The sequence below is a fragment of the Listeria farberi genome, assembly GCF_014229295.1.
Classification (GTDB): Bacteria; Bacillota; Bacilli; order Lactobacillales; family Listeriaceae; genus Listeria; species Listeria farberi.
On record NZ_JAARZL010000001.1, the window covers coordinates 491,337 to 509,487 of the forward strand.

19 protein-coding genes are annotated in these 18,151 nt (G+C 38.2%); all 19 read left to right on the plus strand.

The genetic code is table 11. The annotated features are described in order from the left end of the window. Positions 1 to 10: 10 nt before the first annotated feature. Positions 11 to 919: a chemotaxis protein gene (locus tag HCB38_RS02425; protein ID WP_003760944.1), complete on the plus strand. Its 909-nt coding sequence runs from the start codon at positions 11 to 13 to the stop codon at positions 917 to 919. Positions 920 to 1,156: 237 nt separating this feature from the next. Beyond that, entirely contained in the window at positions 1,157 to 2,020 is an 864-nt protein-coding gene (locus HCB38_RS02430; protein WP_003724427.1) for a FliC/FljB family flagellin, read from the plus strand. 263 nt (positions 2,021 to 2,283) lie between these two features. Further along, positions 2,284 to 2,643, plus strand: a complete 360-nt coding sequence (locus tag HCB38_RS02435; protein WP_003721812.1) for a response regulator — start codon at positions 2,284 to 2,286, stop codon at positions 2,641 to 2,643. Positions 2,644 to 2,662: 19 nt separating this feature from the next. Continuing rightward, the gene (locus tag HCB38_RS02440) at positions 2,663 to 4,519 is read left to right on the plus strand and encodes a chemotaxis protein CheA (protein WP_185637446.1); all 1,857 of its coding nucleotides are present in this window, start codon (positions 2,663 to 2,665) and stop codon (positions 4,517 to 4,519) included. A 12-nt stretch (positions 4,520 to 4,531) separates the two neighbouring features. Continuing rightward, the gene (locus HCB38_RS02445) at positions 4,532 to 4,831 is read left to right on the plus strand and encodes a flagellar motor switch protein FliN (RefSeq protein WP_003724429.1); all 300 of its coding nucleotides are present in this window, start codon (positions 4,532 to 4,534) and stop codon (positions 4,829 to 4,831) included. An 18-nt stretch (positions 4,832 to 4,849) separates the two neighbouring features. Continuing rightward, on the plus strand, positions 4,850 to 5,260 hold the full coding sequence (locus HCB38_RS02450; RefSeq protein WP_185637448.1) for a hypothetical protein: 411 nt from the start codon (positions 4,850 to 4,852) through the stop codon (positions 5,258 to 5,260). Positions 5,261 to 5,275: 15 nt separating this feature from the next. Then, a complete protein-coding gene (gene fliK, locus HCB38_RS02455) occupies positions 5,276 to 6,322 on the plus strand; it encodes a flagellar hook-length control protein FliK (protein WP_185318169.1) in 1,047 nt (348 codons plus the stop codon). 1 nt (position 6,323) lies between these two features. Further along, positions 6,324 to 6,746, plus strand: a complete 423-nt coding sequence (locus HCB38_RS02460) for a flagellar hook assembly protein FlgD (RefSeq protein WP_003760952.1) — start codon at positions 6,324 to 6,326, stop codon at positions 6,744 to 6,746. Between the two features lie 19 nt (positions 6,747 to 6,765). After that, positions 6,766 to 8,001 carry a flagellar hook protein FlgE gene (gene flgE / locus HCB38_RS02465; RefSeq protein WP_003721818.1) on the plus strand — a complete coding sequence of 412 codons (1,236 nt, stop codon included), beginning with the start codon at positions 6,766 to 6,768 and terminating at the stop codon, positions 7,999 to 8,001. 13 nt (positions 8,002 to 8,014) lie between these two features. Continuing rightward, positions 8,015 to 8,251: a flagellar motor switch protein FliN gene (locus tag HCB38_RS02470; RefSeq protein ID WP_003721819.1), complete on the plus strand. Its 237-nt coding sequence runs from the start codon at positions 8,015 to 8,017 to the stop codon at positions 8,249 to 8,251. A 20-nt stretch (positions 8,252 to 8,271) separates the two neighbouring features. Continuing rightward, a complete protein-coding gene (gene fliM, locus HCB38_RS02475; RefSeq protein ID WP_185318170.1) occupies positions 8,272 to 9,264 on the plus strand; it encodes a flagellar motor switch protein FliM in 993 nt (330 codons plus the stop codon). A gap of 2 nt (positions 9,265 to 9,266) precedes the next feature. Next, positions 9,267 to 10,808 carry a flagellar motor switch protein gene (locus tag HCB38_RS02480; RefSeq protein ID WP_185637450.1) on the plus strand — a complete coding sequence of 514 codons (1,542 nt, stop codon included), beginning with the start codon at positions 9,267 to 9,269 and terminating at the stop codon, positions 10,806 to 10,808. Between the two features lie 23 nt (positions 10,809 to 10,831). Next, positions 10,832 to 12,217 carry a hypothetical protein gene (locus HCB38_RS02485; protein WP_185638000.1) on the plus strand — a complete coding sequence of 462 codons (1,386 nt, stop codon included), beginning with the start codon at positions 10,832 to 10,834 and terminating at the stop codon, positions 12,215 to 12,217. 22 nt (positions 12,218 to 12,239) lie between these two features. Then, on the plus strand, positions 12,240 to 13,406 hold the full coding sequence (locus tag HCB38_RS02490) for a hypothetical protein (RefSeq protein ID WP_185318172.1): 1,167 nt from the start codon (positions 12,240 to 12,242) through the stop codon (positions 13,404 to 13,406). Between the two features lie 106 nt (positions 13,407 to 13,512). Next, complete coding sequence (locus HCB38_RS02495; RefSeq protein ID WP_003721824.1) at positions 13,513 to 13,977, plus strand: YaaR family protein; 465 nt, start codon at positions 13,513 to 13,515, stop codon at positions 13,975 to 13,977. Positions 13,978 to 13,986: 9 nt separating this feature from the next. Beyond that, a complete protein-coding gene (locus tag HCB38_RS02500; RefSeq protein ID WP_185637452.1) occupies positions 13,987 to 14,415 on the plus strand; it encodes a Myocilin in 429 nt (142 codons plus the stop codon). 19 nt (positions 14,416 to 14,434) lie between these two features. Next, positions 14,435 to 15,955, plus strand: coding sequence for a flagellar hook-associated protein FlgK (flgK, locus tag HCB38_RS02505; protein WP_185318175.1), 1,521 nt, complete (start codon positions 14,435 to 14,437; stop codon positions 15,953 to 15,955). An 11-nt stretch (positions 15,956 to 15,966) separates the two neighbouring features. Continuing rightward, positions 15,967 to 16,842: a flagellar hook-associated protein 3 gene (locus HCB38_RS02510; RefSeq protein WP_185318176.1), complete on the plus strand. Its 876-nt coding sequence runs from the start codon at positions 15,967 to 15,969 to the stop codon at positions 16,840 to 16,842. An 11-nt stretch (positions 16,843 to 16,853) separates the two neighbouring features. Next, the gene (locus HCB38_RS02515; RefSeq protein ID WP_010990566.1) at positions 16,854 to 18,143 is read left to right on the plus strand and encodes a flagellar hook-associated protein 2; all 1,290 of its coding nucleotides are present in this window, start codon (positions 16,854 to 16,856) and stop codon (positions 18,141 to 18,143) included. Positions 18,144 to 18,151 lie beyond the last annotated feature (8 nt).

Here is an 18,151-nt window from a genome sequence, read left to right on the forward strand (position 1 = left end):
GGCCAGTAATATGACAGAAGAAAAAGGAATTCTACTACAAAGTGGAACAAATGAATTAGAAATTGTTACTTTTACAGTAGGCGAAAATTTATTTTGTATTAACGTTTTAAAAGTGAAAGAGATTATTCATCCGCTAGAAGTGACGCCTGTACCAGATTCGAATCCAGCAATTGAAGGCGTTTCCCAAGTTCGTGGTGAAATTATGCCAGTTGTCAATCTTGCGCGTGTGATGAAATTACCAGAAATCGAACCAGAAAATACGAAATTCATTATCACAGAACTAAACCAAATGAAAATTGTTTTCCGTGTCGATGAGGTTCACCGTATCCAACGCATTTCTTGGGAACAAATTGAAGAACCAGAGAAACTATCGATTGGTTTAGAAGAATTAGCTGTTGGAATCGTGAAGCTAGATGGTAATTTAGTACTCTTACTTGATTATGAAAAAATCATTTATGAAATTAGCGGAAATGCCGATTTTGCCGTTACTGGTGAAGATCGCATTACTCGAAAAGTAAACCGCGAAGAGAAGACAATCTTCATTGCCGAGGATTCGCAAATGCTACGTCAATTACTGGAAGATACACTTCATGAGGCTGGCTATACCAATCTGCAGTTCTTTGCTAATGGTCGTGAAGCCCAAGAACATATTTTCAAACTGCTCAAAGAACAAAAAGAGCAAACGTTTGAAAATGTCAATTTGTTAATCACGGATATTGAGATGCCACAAATGGACGGACACCATTTAACCAAAGTAATAAAAGAAGATGAAATTGGTCGTGAGTTACCAGTTGTTATTTTCTCTTCGCTAATTACAGAAGATCTGGAACATAAAGGTGCTGGTGTTGGAGCCGATGCGCAAGTAAGTAAGCCGAATATTCATCAACTCATTAATATTTTAGATGAACTAGTTTTATAAAAAGAAGTGTTTGGACAAACTTTTCTGTTCAAACACTTCTTTATTTTATTTAAAAAAATAATTTGTAAAAACGAAAAAACGTTGATGTTGAGCTGTTTAATCATTTTTATATAAATAAAAACAACTTATTTTTACATTTTTAACAAAAAACATTTGATTTTTTAAAAAAATGAAGATATAATAAAGCATATAGAGAAGAGAAGTCTTTTCTAAACCGAATGTAGGAGGGAAACACAAATGAAAGTAAATACTAATATCATTAGCTTGAAAACACAAGAATATCTTCGTAAAAACAACGAAGGAATGACTCAAGCGCAAGAACGTTTAGCATCTGGTAAACGTATTAACAGTTCTCTTGATGACGCTGCTGGTCTTGCAGTTGTTACTCGTATGAACGTTAAATCTACAGGCTTAGATGCAGCAAGCAAAAACTCATCCATGGGTATCGACTTGTTACAAACAGCGGATTCAGCTCTTAGCTCCATGAGTTCAATCTTGCAACGTATGCGTCAATTAGCAGTACAATCTTCTAACGGTTCGTTCAGTGACGAAGATCGTAAACAATATACTGCTGAATTCGGTAGCTTGATTAAAGAACTTGATCACGTTGCTGATACTACTAACTACAACAACATTAAACTTCTAGATCAAACTGCTACTGGTGCTGCAACTCAAGTAAGCATCCAAGCATCTGATAAAGCTAATGACTTAATCAATATCGATCTTTTCAATGCGAAAGGTCTTTCTGCTGGAACAATCACTTTAGGTAGTGGTTCTACAGTTGCTGGTTATAGTGCATTATCCGTTGCTGATGCTGATTCTTCTCAAGAAGCAACTGAAGCTATTGATGAATTAATCAATAACATCTCTAACGGTCGTGCGCTTCTAGGTGCTGGTATGAGTCGCCTTAGCTACAATGTATCTAACGTGAACAACCAATCCATCGCAACTAAAGCATCTGCTTCCTCTATTGAAGATGCAGATATGGCTGCTGAAATGTCCGAAATGACTAAATACAAAATTCTTACACAAACATCTATCAGCATGCTTTCTCAAGCAAACCAAACACCGCAAATGTTAACTCAATTAATTAACAGCTAATAACATATCAAATTCATTTATCGAACATTGTTTACCCTTAGCCTCTCGTCACCCCGGACGAGAGGCTTTTCTTTTTATTTATAAAAATATTTTTGGATTATAAATAGGACGCAGAGCCAAAGTTAAGCAGATTAACTAATTTTATTATAAAAAATGGATATTTTTTAAGAAAAAGGTAGAAATTGTCTTATTTTTATTATAAAATGATATTATGCGATTTTTTTAAAAAATATTTATAGGTATAGGAATGGGAGTTGTATTTTATGTTGAAGTTGTTGATTGTCGACGATGCGATGTTCATGCGTACGATGATTAAGAATATCGTGAAAGATAGCGATTTTGAAGTAGTTGCAGAAGCGGAAAATGGACTGGAAGCAGTGAAAAAGTATGATGAAGTAAAACCGGATATCGTGACACTGGATATTACGATGCCAGAAATGGACGGTTTAGAAGCACTTGCACAAATTATGGCAAAAGATCCATCGGCAAAAGTAATAATGTGCTCAGCGATGGGACAACAAGGCATGGTTGTTGATGCCATTAAAAAAGGTGCGAAAGACTTTATCGTAAAACCTTTCCAGGCGGACCGAGTTTTAGAGGCGTTAGAAAAAGCAGCTAAGTAGAGAAATGGAGGTGGATAGCATGACTACAAATATGTTAGACCTGTTTATAGAAGAAGCTTCAGAACATTTACAGGCGCTAAATGATAATCTGTTACAGCTTGAGAAAGACCCGACGAACGGTCAGTTAGTAAGTGAAATTTTCCGTTCAGCACATACGTTTAAAGGGATGTCCGCAACGATGGGATTCCAGCAGGTGGCTGATTTAACGCATGCAATGGAAAATGTACTAGATGAGGTACGCAATAATCGATTGGCTGTAACAGAACATTTGGTAGACATTATTTTTACATGTACATCTCATTTGGAAACAATGGTTTCAGATATCCAGCACGGCGGGCAAGGCGCGGCGGATATTTCGAAAACTGTAGCTGACTTAGAAGCACTTTTACATCCAGAACAAGAAACAGATTTGACAGTTGAGAAAACATATCGTATTGCCATTCAAATTGAAGAAGCAGCCATTTTGAAAGCAGTGCGGGCGGTAATGTGTTTAGAACGACTTGCAGAAATTGGAATTATCTCAGAAACATCACCAGATAGAGAAGCAATCGAGCTAGAAGAGTTTGAACAGACGTTTGAAGTAGTCTTAGAGTCGGCGCAAACAAAAGAAGAAATCGAAGCGGTTATTCTAGCTATTTCTGAAATCGAAAAAGTGACAGTAACAGAAGAAGTCGAAGAAGTTCAAATTATTGAACCAATCAAAAAAGCCGCCAAACAAACAACCAAACGATTAGAAAATAAAACCATTCGTGTACAACTTGAAAAAATCGAAAAGCTAATGAACGTTTTTGAAGAAAGCGTCATTGAACGGGCGAGAATTGATGAAATCGCAGAAAAAACCAATAACAAAGAATTGATGGAACACTTAGGACGATTCAGTTCCATCTCCAAAGAAATTCAAAACGGCTTACTAAATATGCGTATGGTGCCAGTGGATAGTGTGTTCAATCGTTTTCCAAAAATGGTACGTACGCTTGCCAAAGAATTAGGCAAGAAAATCGACTTAGTGATTGAAGGTGCAGATACAGAAGTTGATAAAATTGTCATTGATGAAATTGGCGACCCACTTGTTCACTTAATCCGTAATTCAGTAGACCACGGGGCAGAAACAGTTGAAGTGAGGCGTAAAAATGGGAAAAATGAAACTGCCACAATTAATCTAAAAGCCTTTCATAGCGGCAACAATGTCGTGATTGAGATTGCAGATGATGGTGCGGGAATCAATAAACGTAAAGTGTTAGAAAAAGCGATTTCAAAAAATGTCGTTACAAGAGCAGAATCAACGAAAATGACGGACTCGGAAATTTTTGATTTATTATTTGATTCCGGTTTCAGTACCGCGGACCAAGTATCTGACCTTTCTGGACGAGGGGTTGGTCTTGATGTGGTTCGTAATACGATTCTTAAAATTGGCGGAAAAATCAGCGTAGAATCAAGTGAAAATGCTGGTTCGACGTTTCGAATTGAGATTCCACTAACATTATCCATCATCCAGTCAATGCTCGTTGCCACATCTGAACGCCGCTATGCTGTACCACTGGCAAATGTGGCAGAAGCGATTACAATCAATCCAGCGGACATTCAACACGTTCACGGTAAAGACTTAATCAACTACCGCGAAACCATTATTGAAGTACTCGATTTAGGCGAATGCTTCCATGAAACACCTTTAAAAGACACGGAAGAATTACTATTACTCGTCGTGAAAAATGCCAAGCGAACTTTTGGACTTATTATTAAAGATATTATCGGTCAACGGGAAATCGTTTTAAAAACACTTGGCGGCTTTTTCAGCGAAAGTCAAATTGCCTTTTCTGGTGCGACGATTTTAGGTGATGGCCGTGTTGTATTAATTTTAAATTTAGAAACATTTTAAGGAGGGACCATGATGGAACAAGTATTTCAAGTAGAACTTCCTGAATGGGAACCGAAAGAACCGAGCCAAGAAGGACGCGAAAAAGGCTCTATCCGCCAAGTTGACAATATTGGCGTTAACTTAATCGTCCGCCTTGGAAAAAAAGAAATGCCAGTAGGGGACATTGCCGAGTTAAGCATTGGCGATGTCCTCGAAGTGGAGAAGAAACCTGGCCACAAAGTCGAAATTTTCCTCGATGAAAAGAAAGTCGGCATCGGTGAAGCTATTTTAATGGACGAGAACTTCGGAATCGTTATTTCAGAAATCGACTAAAGAAAGAAGGCAAGTGATTTGAAGCAAGAGGCTTATAACGCAGTGAAGATGAAAGTGGACCAAGAGAAAACGGCCATTTTGAAGGAATTGCAATTATTACTATCCAAACGGGAAAAAGTTACAGAAAAATTAGCGCATGAAAAAGAAGTGTATTACTCAAGAACAAAAAAAGAAAGACTCCAAGTGGCGGTATTAGCCGGAAGTATGCAACTTGATGCCTTCTCGCCGAGCCGCATTCAACAAATGGAGCGAGAAATTACTCAAATTAGCCAGTACATTAAAAGCAATGAACAAACCTTAGAAAAACTCGAGGAAAAAGGGAAACAGGCGAAAAAAATGTACGATGACACACGAAAAAAATGGCAACAGCTTGAAAATAAAAGAGAAGAACAAACCTTACGCGATTTAAAAATGGTGCTATTAAAGTAAAAGGGAGGAAAACGCATGCTAATCCCAGATAATTTGCTACAACCACTCGTTGGAAAAAAACAGGTCGAACCAAAAGAATTGTTAGCAGAAGAATTAGTTGAACTCCCTTTTATTTCCCTTTTAATGGAAAATAGCCCCACGCCGCTCTTAAAGGGAGAAACGGATAACAGGGAACAAGCTACGATACCACTAAAAGAAATCGCTCAACCACTCGTTTCAGCCAAACTACTAGGCGATGCACCAGAAACGAAACTGCAAGAAGCACCACTCGAACTCAAAGAAGTAAAAGATACACTTGCGGCAATCGCCAAACAAGCAATTGAACAACCCAAAATAGAAAGTGCCCCGCAAGTTGTACAGACTCCAGTAACAAATACACCGAAAGAAGCCACAAAAAACGCTACCAGAGAGCAACAACCGCCACCAGAACTTATCATGCCTACAAAAGAACCATCTAAGTTAGCGGAGACAGTAGCAAAAAATCAACCAGTGCTAGCCAAATTACCACAAGAAAAAGAAGGCGTACAACTTTTCAAAGCGAGCATTAAAGAACCGCTAACAGCAAAAGAAGAAGTTGCCGTCAAAAAGCCCGCAGAATCCAACAATATTTGGCACGAAACGGCTAAACAACTCACACCAGCTTCCAAACCCGAAGTCCCGGTAACGCTGAAACAACTCGATAAAACCATCACAGATCAAATCGAACAGCTGCAAAAATTTCAAGTGAAGCAAAACAAAGCCTTTTTCGCAATCCAACCGGAATCACTCGGAAAAGTCGAAGTTTTACTTAAGAAAATGCCCGATAAAATATTTGTACATATCGAATATCAGGAGCAAACAGCGAAACAAAAGCTAGAACAGTTGGCACAAGATTTACATAATCGCTTTCGAGATCGTGGCGTAGAAGTTGCCGTGACAATGACGGAAAAACAAGCGCCGAAAGAGCATAACCAAGGCTCAGATGGACGACCTCAAGGCGAATCTAAAAAAGAAAAAGAACGCGAAAATCCACATCAAGAAAGAGCTAAACAAGAAGCATTTGATTTAGAGGAGGAGACGTAATTTGGACGGAATTAGTAGTTTATCAGGAGCGAGTCAGGATACAAACAATGCAGTAACATCTAGCGTATCAAAAACCCTTGGCAAAGATGACTTCATGAAACTATTTTTAACAAGTTTACAATATCAAGATCCATCGAGCCCGCTTGATACGAATGAAATGATGTCACAAATGGCGCAACTTTCCTTAATGGAACAAGTTGCCAATATGACCACTGCCGTAGATAAACTTTCTGAACAAGCACAAAACTCCGCTTTACAATCCGCGGTTAATTTCATCGGTAAAGATATAAAAGGAGTTTCACTAAACGGTGAAGTAATTAGCGGCCAAGTCGAAAGCGTTCAACAAACAACAAACGGCGTCATGCTGAAAATAAAAGATCAAGATAGCCTCGTGCCAATGACTTATGTAACAGAAATTAATTAAAAATTTGGGAGTGTGAATTATGAATCAAACTATGTATACAGCTATTTCTGGGATGAATGCGTTCCAACAAGCATTATCAGTAACATCAAATAATATTGCCAATGCCAACACGACAGGATATAAAAAACAAAGCGTCGTTTTCAATGATTTACTTTACCAAAACACAATGGGATCTGTTGCAGGCGGACTTTATGCGGGAACAAACCCAATGAGCTTCGGTTCCGGTTCGAAAATTGGGGCGATTTTAACCGATTATACAGCAGGTTCCCCAACTTCAACTGGCAGAAACAAAGATGCAGCATTACAAGGTCGCGGCTTTTTCATTGCTGGCGATAACGCTGGCGGGAATATCGTTTATACACGTGACGGTAGCTTTGCAGTTTCCGACAACAATTATTTAACTACCCAGCAAGGAAAATACGTAATGGGCTATGCAACGGACAAAAATGGCAACGTTTTAAACGGCAACTTGCAACCAATTCAAATCCCGCTAAATAGCGCAATTCCAGGGGAAGCAACAAAAAATGGTAGTTTAAGCGGTAACATCCCACTTGATTGGGGCGAAAAAGATACGATTTCTTCCGAGCTTTCTGTATATGATAATGCTGGCGGAAAACATAAACTTCAAGTCAATATGAAAGCTGCTACACCAGATGCGAGCGGTAATGTTTCCTACGAATATGAAATTCAAATGGACGGCAAAGCATTAACTCCTCCAGTGACAGGAACACTTAACTACAATGCGCAGGGTGAACTAACGAACCCAGACGCACTTAAAAATATTCAAATCAATTCCACAGTAAACGGCAAACAAGTCAACATGGGCTTAAACCTAAGTGGATTAACCAACTACGGAACAAACCAAGTATTCTCACCAACTTCTGATGGTAAAGGCGCTGCGACTGTAAAAGATTATGCAGTTACCGATTCTGGCTATATTGCAGTGAGTTACTCAGATGGTACAGTTATCCCAGTTGCTCAACTTGCGGTGGCTACTTTCTCCAATGAAGACGGTTTAGTCAAAATGGGGAACGGCGAATATGTTCCAGGATTATCTTCTGGAGATGCAGTTTACGGCGTTGCTGGCCAAAATGGTGCTGGCGGAATTAGCGGCTCTTCATTAGAAGGCTCAAACGTAGATTTATCCCGCGAATTCGTTAACTTAATGACATACCAAAGTGGTTTCCAAGGCAATACAAAAGTTATTCGTGTGGCAGATGACGTGATGAAACAAATTGTGAACTTGATTCAGTAGGGAGTTTAGCTAAATGAAAATTAATCATACTATTCCACTCAGAATCGACTTCGAGTTAGGACGCACGAAACAGCCAGTCGGTAGTTTGCTAGATGTAAAAAAAGGGACCGTTTTTCGGTTAGAAGATTCAACAGCTAATGTGGTCAAAATTACTATTTCAGGCAAATGCATCGGTTACGGCGAAATTTTGACAAAAGATGGCAAGATGTTTGTCAAAATAACGAAATTAGGAGAGGGAAGTTCTTCATGAGAGCTAGGGAGTGACAAAAAATGAGCGATAAATTAAGTCAAGAACAAATTGACGCCCTGCTTTCCCAAATGAGTGAAGGTAAGGTGGTTGATGAAAGTACGGAAATTGGCGACTTTGGGCGCTTTCATCCCTATGACTTTCATAAACCAGAGAAATTTGGTGCAGAACACCTCGAAAGCTTAAAGACGATTGCATCCGCTTTTACGAAAAAAAGCATGGAGTTTGTTTCCCAGCGTATCCGGATTCCAATTCATACCGAAGCAACCCTTGCAGATCAAGTTTCTTTTGCGAGCGGGTATATTGAAACAATGCCAAATGATAGTTATATTTTCTGCATTATCGATCTTGGTAATCCGGAGCTCGGCCAAATTATTATTGAACTCGATTTAGCCTATATCATTTATATCCATGAATGCTTATCTGGCGGGAATCCAAAACGAAAATTAAGCGAGCGCAGACTGTTATCCGTTTTTGAAGAGTTGACGTTAAAATCTATTTTAGAGAAATTTTGTGAAGCACTTAAAGATAGCTTTAAATCAGTGCATCCAATCTCACCAGAAATCGTTAATATCGAAACCAATCCAGCGCTTCTACGTGTCACATCACCAAACGATATGATGGCGCTTATCAGCGTTGATATTAAATCGGAATTCTGGATTAGTACGATGCGGATTGGTGTGCCATTTTTCTCAGTGGAAGAGATTATGAATAAACTTGAAAACGTGGTTGAGTATACGTTTGATAAAAGACGGAACTTCGATGCAGAAGTGGAGCAAGAATTGCATCAAGTTGAGAAAGAAGCGCGCATTCGGGTGGGGGAAATTAAAACAACCTGGAAAGAGCTTAATATGCTAGAAGTTGGCGACGTGCTTCTAACAGAAACTCATATACGTGACACACTAAAGGGTTACGTCACCGAGAAATGGAAATTTGAATGCTATATGGGAAAAAGTGGTAACCAAAAAGCCGTTAAATTTATGCGTCATACAGGGCGGACAGAGCAGGAGAGGTAGAAGTGGAGCAATTACTAGAGAAAAATATCACGCAAATGGAACTAGATGTGATAGGAGAAATCGCCAATATTTCGTTTGGCTCAGCTTCTACGGTCTTATCTGATTTACTACACCAACAAGTCACCATTTCGACGCCAAAAGTTGAGATTGTTGAGTTATATAATACGAAAGACATTGATATTCCACATGTCGTGTTAGAAGTGAATTTTCACAAAGGAATCGAAATGCGGAATTTATTTGTTCTGCAATCAGAAGTGGCTGCGGCTATCGCGGACTTAATGATGATGGGCGATGGGAATATCGATCCAAACGAAGAGCTTTCAGAACTTCATCTCAGCGCCGTACAAGAAGCGATGAACCAAATGATGGGGCATTCTGCAACCGCAATGAGCAATATGTTTGGTGAAATGATTGATATTACAACACCTGACATTAAAGTAATCGCGTTAAAAGAACAATTGGAAGACACAAACGACCAAACAATGATAAAAGTCGGCTTTGATTTAATTATTGGCGACTTAATTACATCGAATTTAATGCAACTTATTCCCGTTGATAAAGGTCGTGAACTTGCGAAAAGATTGCTTGGCGACGCAATCCCTGAGCCAGAACCTGTAAAAGAAGAAATTAGCTTAACTGCCGAAGAATTAGATGTCTTTTTAGAAGTTTGTAATATCGGCATTGGCTCTGCATCAACTGTTCTATCGAAATTACTTAATCGTAAAGTCTCGCTACAAATCCCGACAGCTCGCGTGATTGATAGTAAAGAATTCGAGTTTAATGAACGACCGTGCTTAGTAACCAGTGTGGAATTTGTCGAAGGACTACGTTCAAGTAACACCTTTATCATTAGTAAAAATGCCGCGTTAATCATGGCGGACTTAATGATGATGGGGGACGGAATCGTTCAAGAAGATGCGGAATTAACAGAACTTGAAGTCAGTGCGGTGCAAGAATTAATGAATCAAATGATGGGCTTCTCAGCGACAGCAATGTCAGAAATGCTTGGAACAAAGATTGATATTAGCCCGCCAACAATGGAATTCTGCAATTTTGGTGATACGATGATTCAAAAAAATATCGCAGAAGGAAAAACCGTCGAAGTTATCTTCCCACTTGAAGTAGAAGGCTTATTAAAAACTCCCATGTATCAAATTTTTAATCCGGCAGCAGCAAAAGAAATGGCACAATTAATGCTCGGGATTCAAGCAAAAGAAGTCGAGGAAAAAGAAGCAACACCAGTAGAAATAATGGAGCATGAAACAAAAGAGCCAGCGCAACAAGTAGTAATGGAAGAAAAAGAAACACTATCTGAAATGGAACAAATTTTGGAAGATATTCCTGTAACGCTTGAAGTAGTGTTCGGTACAGCTAAAGTAAAACTTGAAAAATTTATCTCATGGTGTGAAAAAGACGTGATTATCCTAAAAGAAAGCATGAACGAACCGCTAGTCTTAGCGCTAAACGGCGTAACGATTGGCAAAGGGATTTTAGTTCGCGTAGATGATCATTTTGGAATACAAATGACTGAGTTAGTAAGGTGAAAAATGTGCGAAAACTTGGACTGATGACAATTTTATTTTGGATGTTTTTTTCGGTTCAAGTATTCGCGGCAGAACCGGAACTTCCGATGATTTCACTTGAAAAGGAACAGCAGATTTTTACGTCAGGTGAAGTGATTTCGTTTCATATCGAAAATGCGGAAAAGATGAAAATCGTTTTAGTGAATGAACAAGGACAAAAAAGACTCCTAGAAGACCAAACATATACGGTGACTGACTTTGATTTGGAGGGAAGTTACCGCGCAGAATTTTACGCAAACGACAACCCTGAAGCCATTGTTACTGTAGATGATTTATTCCAAGTGCGACAACTGAAGGAAGTTGAAAAAGATGAAACGGCGCCTAGTTTAACAGATATTACCATCACACATGACAAAGATGTTTTAAATACGAGTATCCTTCATGTGTCTCTGGATTTAGTCGATGTAGAAACAGGTATAAAACAAGCGATATTAGTTGTTCATAGTGATTTGAATGATGCAGAAGCTGAACTAATACAAAACAATTGGACTGGGAAATTTGAAGGCAAAGTACCATTAGAAAAATTTCAACCAGGAGAAAAACTCACTTTTCAGTTGAAATTAGTTGATTTTGCAGAGAATGAAATCACGATTAACTTAGAAAACACGATTCAGATGTATCAGCCGAAAGAGCCTCATCTAAGTTATGACGACGTTGACATCACCAACGACGAGAAAAAAATCGTCCAAGTTGGCAATCAAATCAAATTAACGCTCGACAAATATACAACCGAATTTCCAGAAGCTGAAACGGAAAGTGGTATAAAAATTCCACTAAAATGGCAAAAAAACGCCAACGAATGGATTGGAAGTCTCACTTTAACAAAAGAATTTTCCGGTGAAATTATCCATTTTCAAGGAATGAATATTGCAATGCTTGTTCGCTCCACAAGTGAGCCATTTGCGGAGATTAATTTAATCAATAATACGATTTTAACTGGACTAATTAATCGGGATTTTGCTTTAATTTCAGCTTTATCCGTCGAAGTAAATGGTCAAACATTCCGCACCGTTAGAACGGATAATAGTTTCAAAAGTGCGGAAATCTCATCAACCGGAAAAATCATATTACACTGGATTGACTGGGACGGCCGGGCTTATGCTAAACAATTGAGTCAAGAAATCAAACCAGTGATCCCTATACCAGATAAAGAAATAATTGCACCACCACCAGTTATACCAAATGAAAAAGAGCCAATACTTACAAAACCTGCCCCTAAACCATCTACTGAATCCAGCGAAAAAACTCCAAAGAAGCAGGCTAAAAAGGAAACCTCAACTAAAAACAAGTCAAGTAGTATCCCGTTTTGGATTCCGGCACTCATGATTATAGGCGTTATTATTTTTTCAGGTAATAGAGCAATGAAATAAAAGCAGAAGTGAGGTGGACGGAATGAAAATAGATGGCATTCAAGAATCCGCAGAAAATCGTAATCAGCTCGAACGGGAATTAATTAAACAAAATCCATTATTAAAAGAAGGTAGTGCAAAGGCACAAATGAATACAGAAGTCGCGGTACCAAAAACGCCACCAGTATCATTTTCCTTTAAAGAACTAAGCAGTTTGCAATTAAACGGCACAACCACCGCAAATTTAGAATTATATATGAAATTAATGATGAATAACGCCAAAAAAGCGAATGACTTAATTTTTTACGTCATGCGCGCAGGTATAAAAAATCCAACTGACTCGGCAAAATGGCAAACAGTCAGAAGCGAAATCAGCAGCCAATTAAGCACCATCTTAATGAAACAACACAATTTTGAAGCATACTTTTCTGAAAATCCAGCCAACCAAAAATTATTTTTAGCCAATCAAAAAATTATGAACGAAATTTCCTTTTTGCTCAAAATGTTACCAACTTTAACATTTGAAACAACTGGGAAATATGATTTTTTACGTATGATGCAAATAGCTTCTGGCAATATGGAGACAGGAGTTCAAATGTTGCGTGAGTTCCAAGGGCATATTGAGCATGCGACGAGACTAGATCCCATTGTTGATGCTAAACAAGAAACAAACTGGATGATTAAAGTGTTACGTGAATTTGGCAATATGTTCCAATCGCGCCACTTATTACCATATGAATTGCAGGCGGAAAACATCAATATTTGGAAGTTAGGTAGTGAATATTTAAAACTAATGAACCAACTTTTACCTCAAATTGGTGCATTTCCAAACGGGAATATCAAAATTTTTCACCAACAAGCAACCAAGCCGTTAACAGAACTTTTTCAAGAACTGCAAAGATTAGCGGACGGGCAAATGACGCAAGGTGGAATCGCCATTATTTTAGACCGGATGCAAGGCCAACTTACACGACTTGCACAACTGTTTCAAAAAATGGAAATTGAAGCGGGCTTTACAGATACTGAACGAATTTTAGGCAGTGTGGACGCAGAATTTGCGAGCGATATGACGAAAATGATGCTACTTGCACAACAGGAAATGTCTTTTTTTGATTTATTAGTAAAAGACTTCCGCAGTGTCTCTAAACAACCAATATTTTTTATGATAGTTGCTATATTTATTATTTTATTATTAATTATTTTATTTTAAAAAAGATATTTTTTGAAAAAATATATACTTTTTCAGGTTGTTTCAGTATAATTAAATAGAAAAATAAGGTTTAGAAAGCGAAAATGAGTTTTTCGGGGGAAAAAGGATGAATAATGTTTCAATTGGCCAAATTTCGCAGTCCAAACAGACGAATGTAGTTAGGGGAATACAAGAATTAAATCAAACACAACAACTTTATTTTGAACAAATGAAGGCAAATGGCAAGAAACAAACTCCTTCCCTGACTGAAATTAACGAACTAATCACGAATGTCACAGATAAAAAGTCACTCGTTGAAATGGATATGACGGTAGATAATGTTTTGAGCTATAAAAAAGCAGTCCAAACATTTTTGAATTTTTATGTGAATAATGTGATGGATTACGACAATATCGAAAGCCGTCATCCCAAATACGGGTTTTCGCAAAAAATGACGATTTTAAAGCAAGTAGAAAAACAAACCAATGAACTAGATGATGTAATGAATTTAATTGATACAAAAACTGGACATTTAGATATGCTAAACCGAATTGGTGAGATTACTGGCATGATTCTCGATGTCGTATTGTAGGTGATGGGAATGCAAAATGAATTAATCAATCAATTAGAAATCTTAATCGAAAAAAATGTCAAAGCGACTGATGAAGCGATTTTATTAGGTAAATTAGTGCAAGAAGAGAACTGGATTGAAGCAGAAGAGCGCCAATTAGGGCTTCAGCGCGAACTTGCTGGTTTACAAAACGAATATCATGTTTTAAAAACAATTATTGGCGAAAATAATACACTTAGAAACTTACAAAAAACATGGACACCTGCTGAAAATACATTTATTGATGAACGTAAAAAAATGCTGCTTGAAAAAGAAAGCTTTTTACGAGTAGCCGTTTCTGAAAATCAAATTAGAACAGAAATGCAATTAGCTTTTTCGGAACATATGGTTGATGTTATTACGGGGCACCACGCGGAAACACAAGCAGAAAATAATATGATGATTAACGAAACTTTTTAAGTAAACGGAGGGATTTTTTGTGCGTTTAAGTGATTTTAATACGTCATTATCGGGCATGTCAGCGGCGCAAATCGCTAATATGGTCGCTCAGCAAAATATTAGTAATATGAATACGCCAGGTTATATTAGACAAGCTGTGGATCAGACAGCGGTTTACGGTGACGGTGGTCTGCTTGGTGGGAAACAGACGGGCTACGGAGTCAAAGTGACAGACATTAAACGTCTAACAAATACAGCGCTTACGACACAATACAATAACCAAATCGCCAAACAATCCGCTTCGTTATATCAAAGTGGGGCGCTCGGTCAAGCACTTAATTTATTTGGTACTCCCGGGAAAAATACCCCAAGTGATAATTTAGATAACTTTTTCACCGCTTGGGCTGCATTAGCAAAAAATCCCGATCAAGCAACGAATACAACAGCACTTTTATCCAGTATGACGATTTTTACTGATCAATTAAATCAACTTCATTCTGGCTTAAAGGAATTAGAAACAACGATAGCAGCAGATACAGACGCTGCGATTCAAGATTTAAATACATTGATTAAAAAACTAGGTAGTATCAATAAAGCAATCGGAAATGCAGGTTCTAATCCGCCGAACGATTTACTTAACCAGCGCGATCAACTGCTTAGTGCGATGTCGGGCTATGCTGGTATTTCTGTTAGCACTCACCCAAATAACCCAGATGTATACGATGTGACAATTGGCGGGCGACTTGTCGTACAAGGTGATGAAACAACTGAAATTACCTCGACACGAACAGCGACAGGCTTCGAATTCTCCGTGGACGGTCAAAAACTCAATATGCCAGAAGGTTCCATCATCGCTTCTGTACGAGTTAACCAAAATGAAATTAAATCTTACCAAGAAAAAATCGAAACATTTTCAAATGGCTTAGCAAAAGCATTAGATGATATTCAAGTCAAAAACGTCAATAAGACAATGGACGACTTGCAAAAAATCAATGATGCCCTCCAAGCAAATCCGAATGACGAAAAATTACTTAGCAACCGCGAAGAACTCTTACGTCAATTAGAAAAATTCCCTGGTGTGACTCGTTCTGGTGATACGCTGACGATTGGCGGAGTTGACCACGCGATTGACACGCTTGGTACAAGTACATATGTAACTGATGTGAAAGATTTTTCGATTCCAATTTTCACCCAAAGCTCTGGTAAATGGATTCTGAATCCCGCAATCACTAGCAATGCTGAAAACAAGCCATTCTTAGGTGTTATTGCGCCAGATATTGCATCTTTAAAAACCGATAAAAATATTCAAGGAACGACTTTCCCAAGTTTCATGGATGGAATCATTACAGAAGTTGCAACAGATGCGAGTAAAAGTAGCGCAACTTCTACAGCAGACACGCAAGCTTTAAATTCCCTTTCTGAATCAAAATCATCTCTTGAAGGAGTTAATATTGACGAGGAAATGACCAATATCATGCAATACCAAAGCTATTATGTGGCCAATACGAAAGCCATGAACACAGTGAACGATATGATGAAAGCTCTCTTAGCCATGTTATAAGGAGGAAAATAATGCGAATTTCAACGAATCAACAAGCAAATTCAATAATTAATCAGCTGAATAATGTCTCAGGAAACCTTGCAAAATACCAATTACAAGTATCTTCTGGGAAAAAGTATGAATCGATGAGCGAAAACCCTGGTGCTACAGCGCAAATTTTATCCTATAATCACGTGCTTAGTCAGCTAAATCGCGAAAAAACGGACGTAACCGAAGCGAAATCACTATTAAATACGGCAGAAACATCCCTTTCGTCCATGTCTACATCGATGAACCGGGTAAATGCTTTAGTCTTGCAAGCAATTAACGGTACGAGCGATAAAGACAATATGTCGCAATCAGCCGAAGAAATCAAAGGTTTACTTGATGTTCTTCTTTCTGTTGCTAACTCAGAAGACGATGGCAGATATGTTTTTAGTGGTTCTAGTACAAGCGTGAAGCCATTTACAACTGATAAGACAACTGGAGAAATCATCTATAACGGAACGACAGAAAATAAAAAATTCCGCGTAACGGACACATTAGAAGTAGAAGTTTTCCATGATGGCAGCGCAATGACGGATGTTTTTAACAACATTCAAAAAATCGTTGACGCAATGAAAAGTGGCGATAAAGATGCTTTGTCTGCCCTGCAAGAAACAAATAGTAAAAATATCGAAATCATTACCAATTCGATGACAAATATCGGTGGACAGAAAAACGGTGTAACAGCCTATGACAATGTACTTTCTAGCAAAATTGTTGATTTCTCCGAACGAAAATCTAATGTCGAAGAAGTCAATATGCCAGAAGCTGTAAGTAATTTAAATAAAACGTCTATCGCTTACCAAGCCGCACTGCAATCCAGTGTGATGGTACAAAAATTAAGCATTCTAAATTATATGTGAGGTGAAACCAAGTGGGAAGTTCGATTGCAAGTAGTTTAATGGATCCAACGCAATATTATTCGCAATTTATCAGTCTCCAAAAAGCCAGTTTAGAAAAAGCGAAAACGCCTTATCAAAACCAAATTTCTAGCTACCAATCACGGATTGATCTTTACGCTAGTTTAAAAAATGCTTTGTCTGACTCGCTCAAAACGATGAGCTCTTTTACTACTTATGAAAGTAAAACCAAACTCGCGACTTCATCCAATGAAACAAGTTTTACCGTTTCATCAACTAGTAGCTCCGTTAACGGCAGTTATTCTATCGAAGTACAAAACTTGGCGACCGCAGACACTTACAACAAAGCAGTACCTGATATTGAAGCGAAAATTGGTGTAAGTGGAACAATTAAAATCAACGGCAAAGAAATTAAAGTTGATGCGGATAGCTCGATGAAAAATGTCATGAACTCTATTAATAGTGCTGGTGCCAAAGTAAACATCTACACACTAGGCGAAAATATGGTCGTTACAGCTTCCACTACTGGTGTTGAGAACAGCATTAAATTTGAAGGTGATTCGGCAGTTTTAGAAGCGCTTGGTTTAGTACAAAATTCACCAGATCATTTAGCTGCAGAAGATGCTAAACTGAGAATCAACGGAGCAACTGTCACAAGCGCTACAAACAAAGTAACCAACTACATTCCAGGCGTAACAATCAACCTCAAAAAAGAAACAACTGGCGCTGAAAAATTAACGATTCAAGATCAAAGTGATGAAAAAGCAGCCAGCATGATTACCAGTTTTGTAAATACATACAATGCATTAACAAGCACAATGAAAACGTACACGGGAAAAGGAACCATTTTACAAGCATCGGCTGCCGACCTCGAAGCCAATCGCGCCCTAAACAACGTATTTCAACATAAAAAAGACGGAAATACATTATTTGATTTTGGGATAAGCGTCGATAAAGAAGGCGTTTTAAAAGTAGATGAAACTGCGATGAAAAAAATGGTAGCGGAAGATCCAACCGCCGTCGAAAGATTTTTCTTTGGCATTGGTGGAATTGGCGATGAACTTTATCAATCTTTGAACAAAACATTTGGCTCGACAGGCTTTATCAGTGATGAAACAACTTCGATGACGAATGAAATTAATAAATTAAATCTCAAACTAACCGACATTACTAGCCGAAATGATACCTTACTAACGAATATTACCGACCAGTACAACAAATGGCTTGAAATGATGCAAGCTATGCAAAGCGACGCCATGACGCTAGACGCACTCATCGATGGCATGAACAGTTCTAATAAATAAAAATGGTA

Excerpts from the sequence above, each read along its gene's own strand:
- HCB38_RS02430 (WP_003724427.1), top strand. The coding sequence starts at position 1,157 with ATGAAAGTAAATACTAATATCATTAGCTTGAAAACACAAGAATATCTT.
- HCB38_RS02440 (WP_185637446.1), top strand. The coding sequence starts at position 2,663 with ATGACTACAAATATGTTAGACCTGTTTATAGAAGAAGCTTCAGAACAT.
- HCB38_RS02495 (WP_003721824.1), top strand. The coding sequence starts at position 13,513 with ATGAATAATGTTTCAATTGGCCAAATTTCGCAGTCCAAACAGACGAAT.
- HCB38_RS02425 (WP_003760944.1), top strand. The coding sequence starts at position 11 with ATGACAGAAGAAAAAGGAATTCTACTACAAAGTGGAACAAATGAATTA.
- fliK (WP_185318169.1), top strand. The coding sequence starts at position 5,276 with ATGCTAATCCCAGATAATTTGCTACAACCACTCGTTGGAAAAAAACAG.
- flgE (WP_003721818.1), top strand. The coding sequence starts at position 6,766 with ATGAATCAAACTATGTATACAGCTATTTCTGGGATGAATGCGTTCCAA.
- HCB38_RS02490 (WP_185318172.1), top strand. The coding sequence starts at position 12,240 with ATGAAAATAGATGGCATTCAAGAATCCGCAGAAAATCGTAATCAGCTC.
- HCB38_RS02485 (WP_185638000.1), top strand. The coding sequence starts at position 10,832 with ATGACAATTTTATTTTGGATGTTTTTTTCGGTTCAAGTATTCGCGGCA.
- fliM (WP_185318170.1), top strand. The coding sequence starts at position 8,272 with ATGAGCGATAAATTAAGTCAAGAACAAATTGACGCCCTGCTTTCCCAA.
- HCB38_RS02510 (WP_185318176.1), top strand. The coding sequence starts at position 15,967 with ATGCGAATTTCAACGAATCAACAAGCAAATTCAATAATTAATCAGCTG.
- HCB38_RS02500 (WP_185637452.1), top strand. The coding sequence starts at position 13,987 with ATGCAAAATGAATTAATCAATCAATTAGAAATCTTAATCGAAAAAAAT.
- HCB38_RS02445 (WP_003724429.1), top strand. The coding sequence starts at position 4,532 with ATGGAACAAGTATTTCAAGTAGAACTTCCTGAATGGGAACCGAAAGAA.
- HCB38_RS02470 (WP_003721819.1), top strand. The coding sequence starts at position 8,015 with ATGAAAATTAATCATACTATTCCACTCAGAATCGACTTCGAGTTAGGA.
- HCB38_RS02435 (WP_003721812.1), top strand. The coding sequence starts at position 2,284 with ATGTTGAAGTTGTTGATTGTCGACGATGCGATGTTCATGCGTACGATG.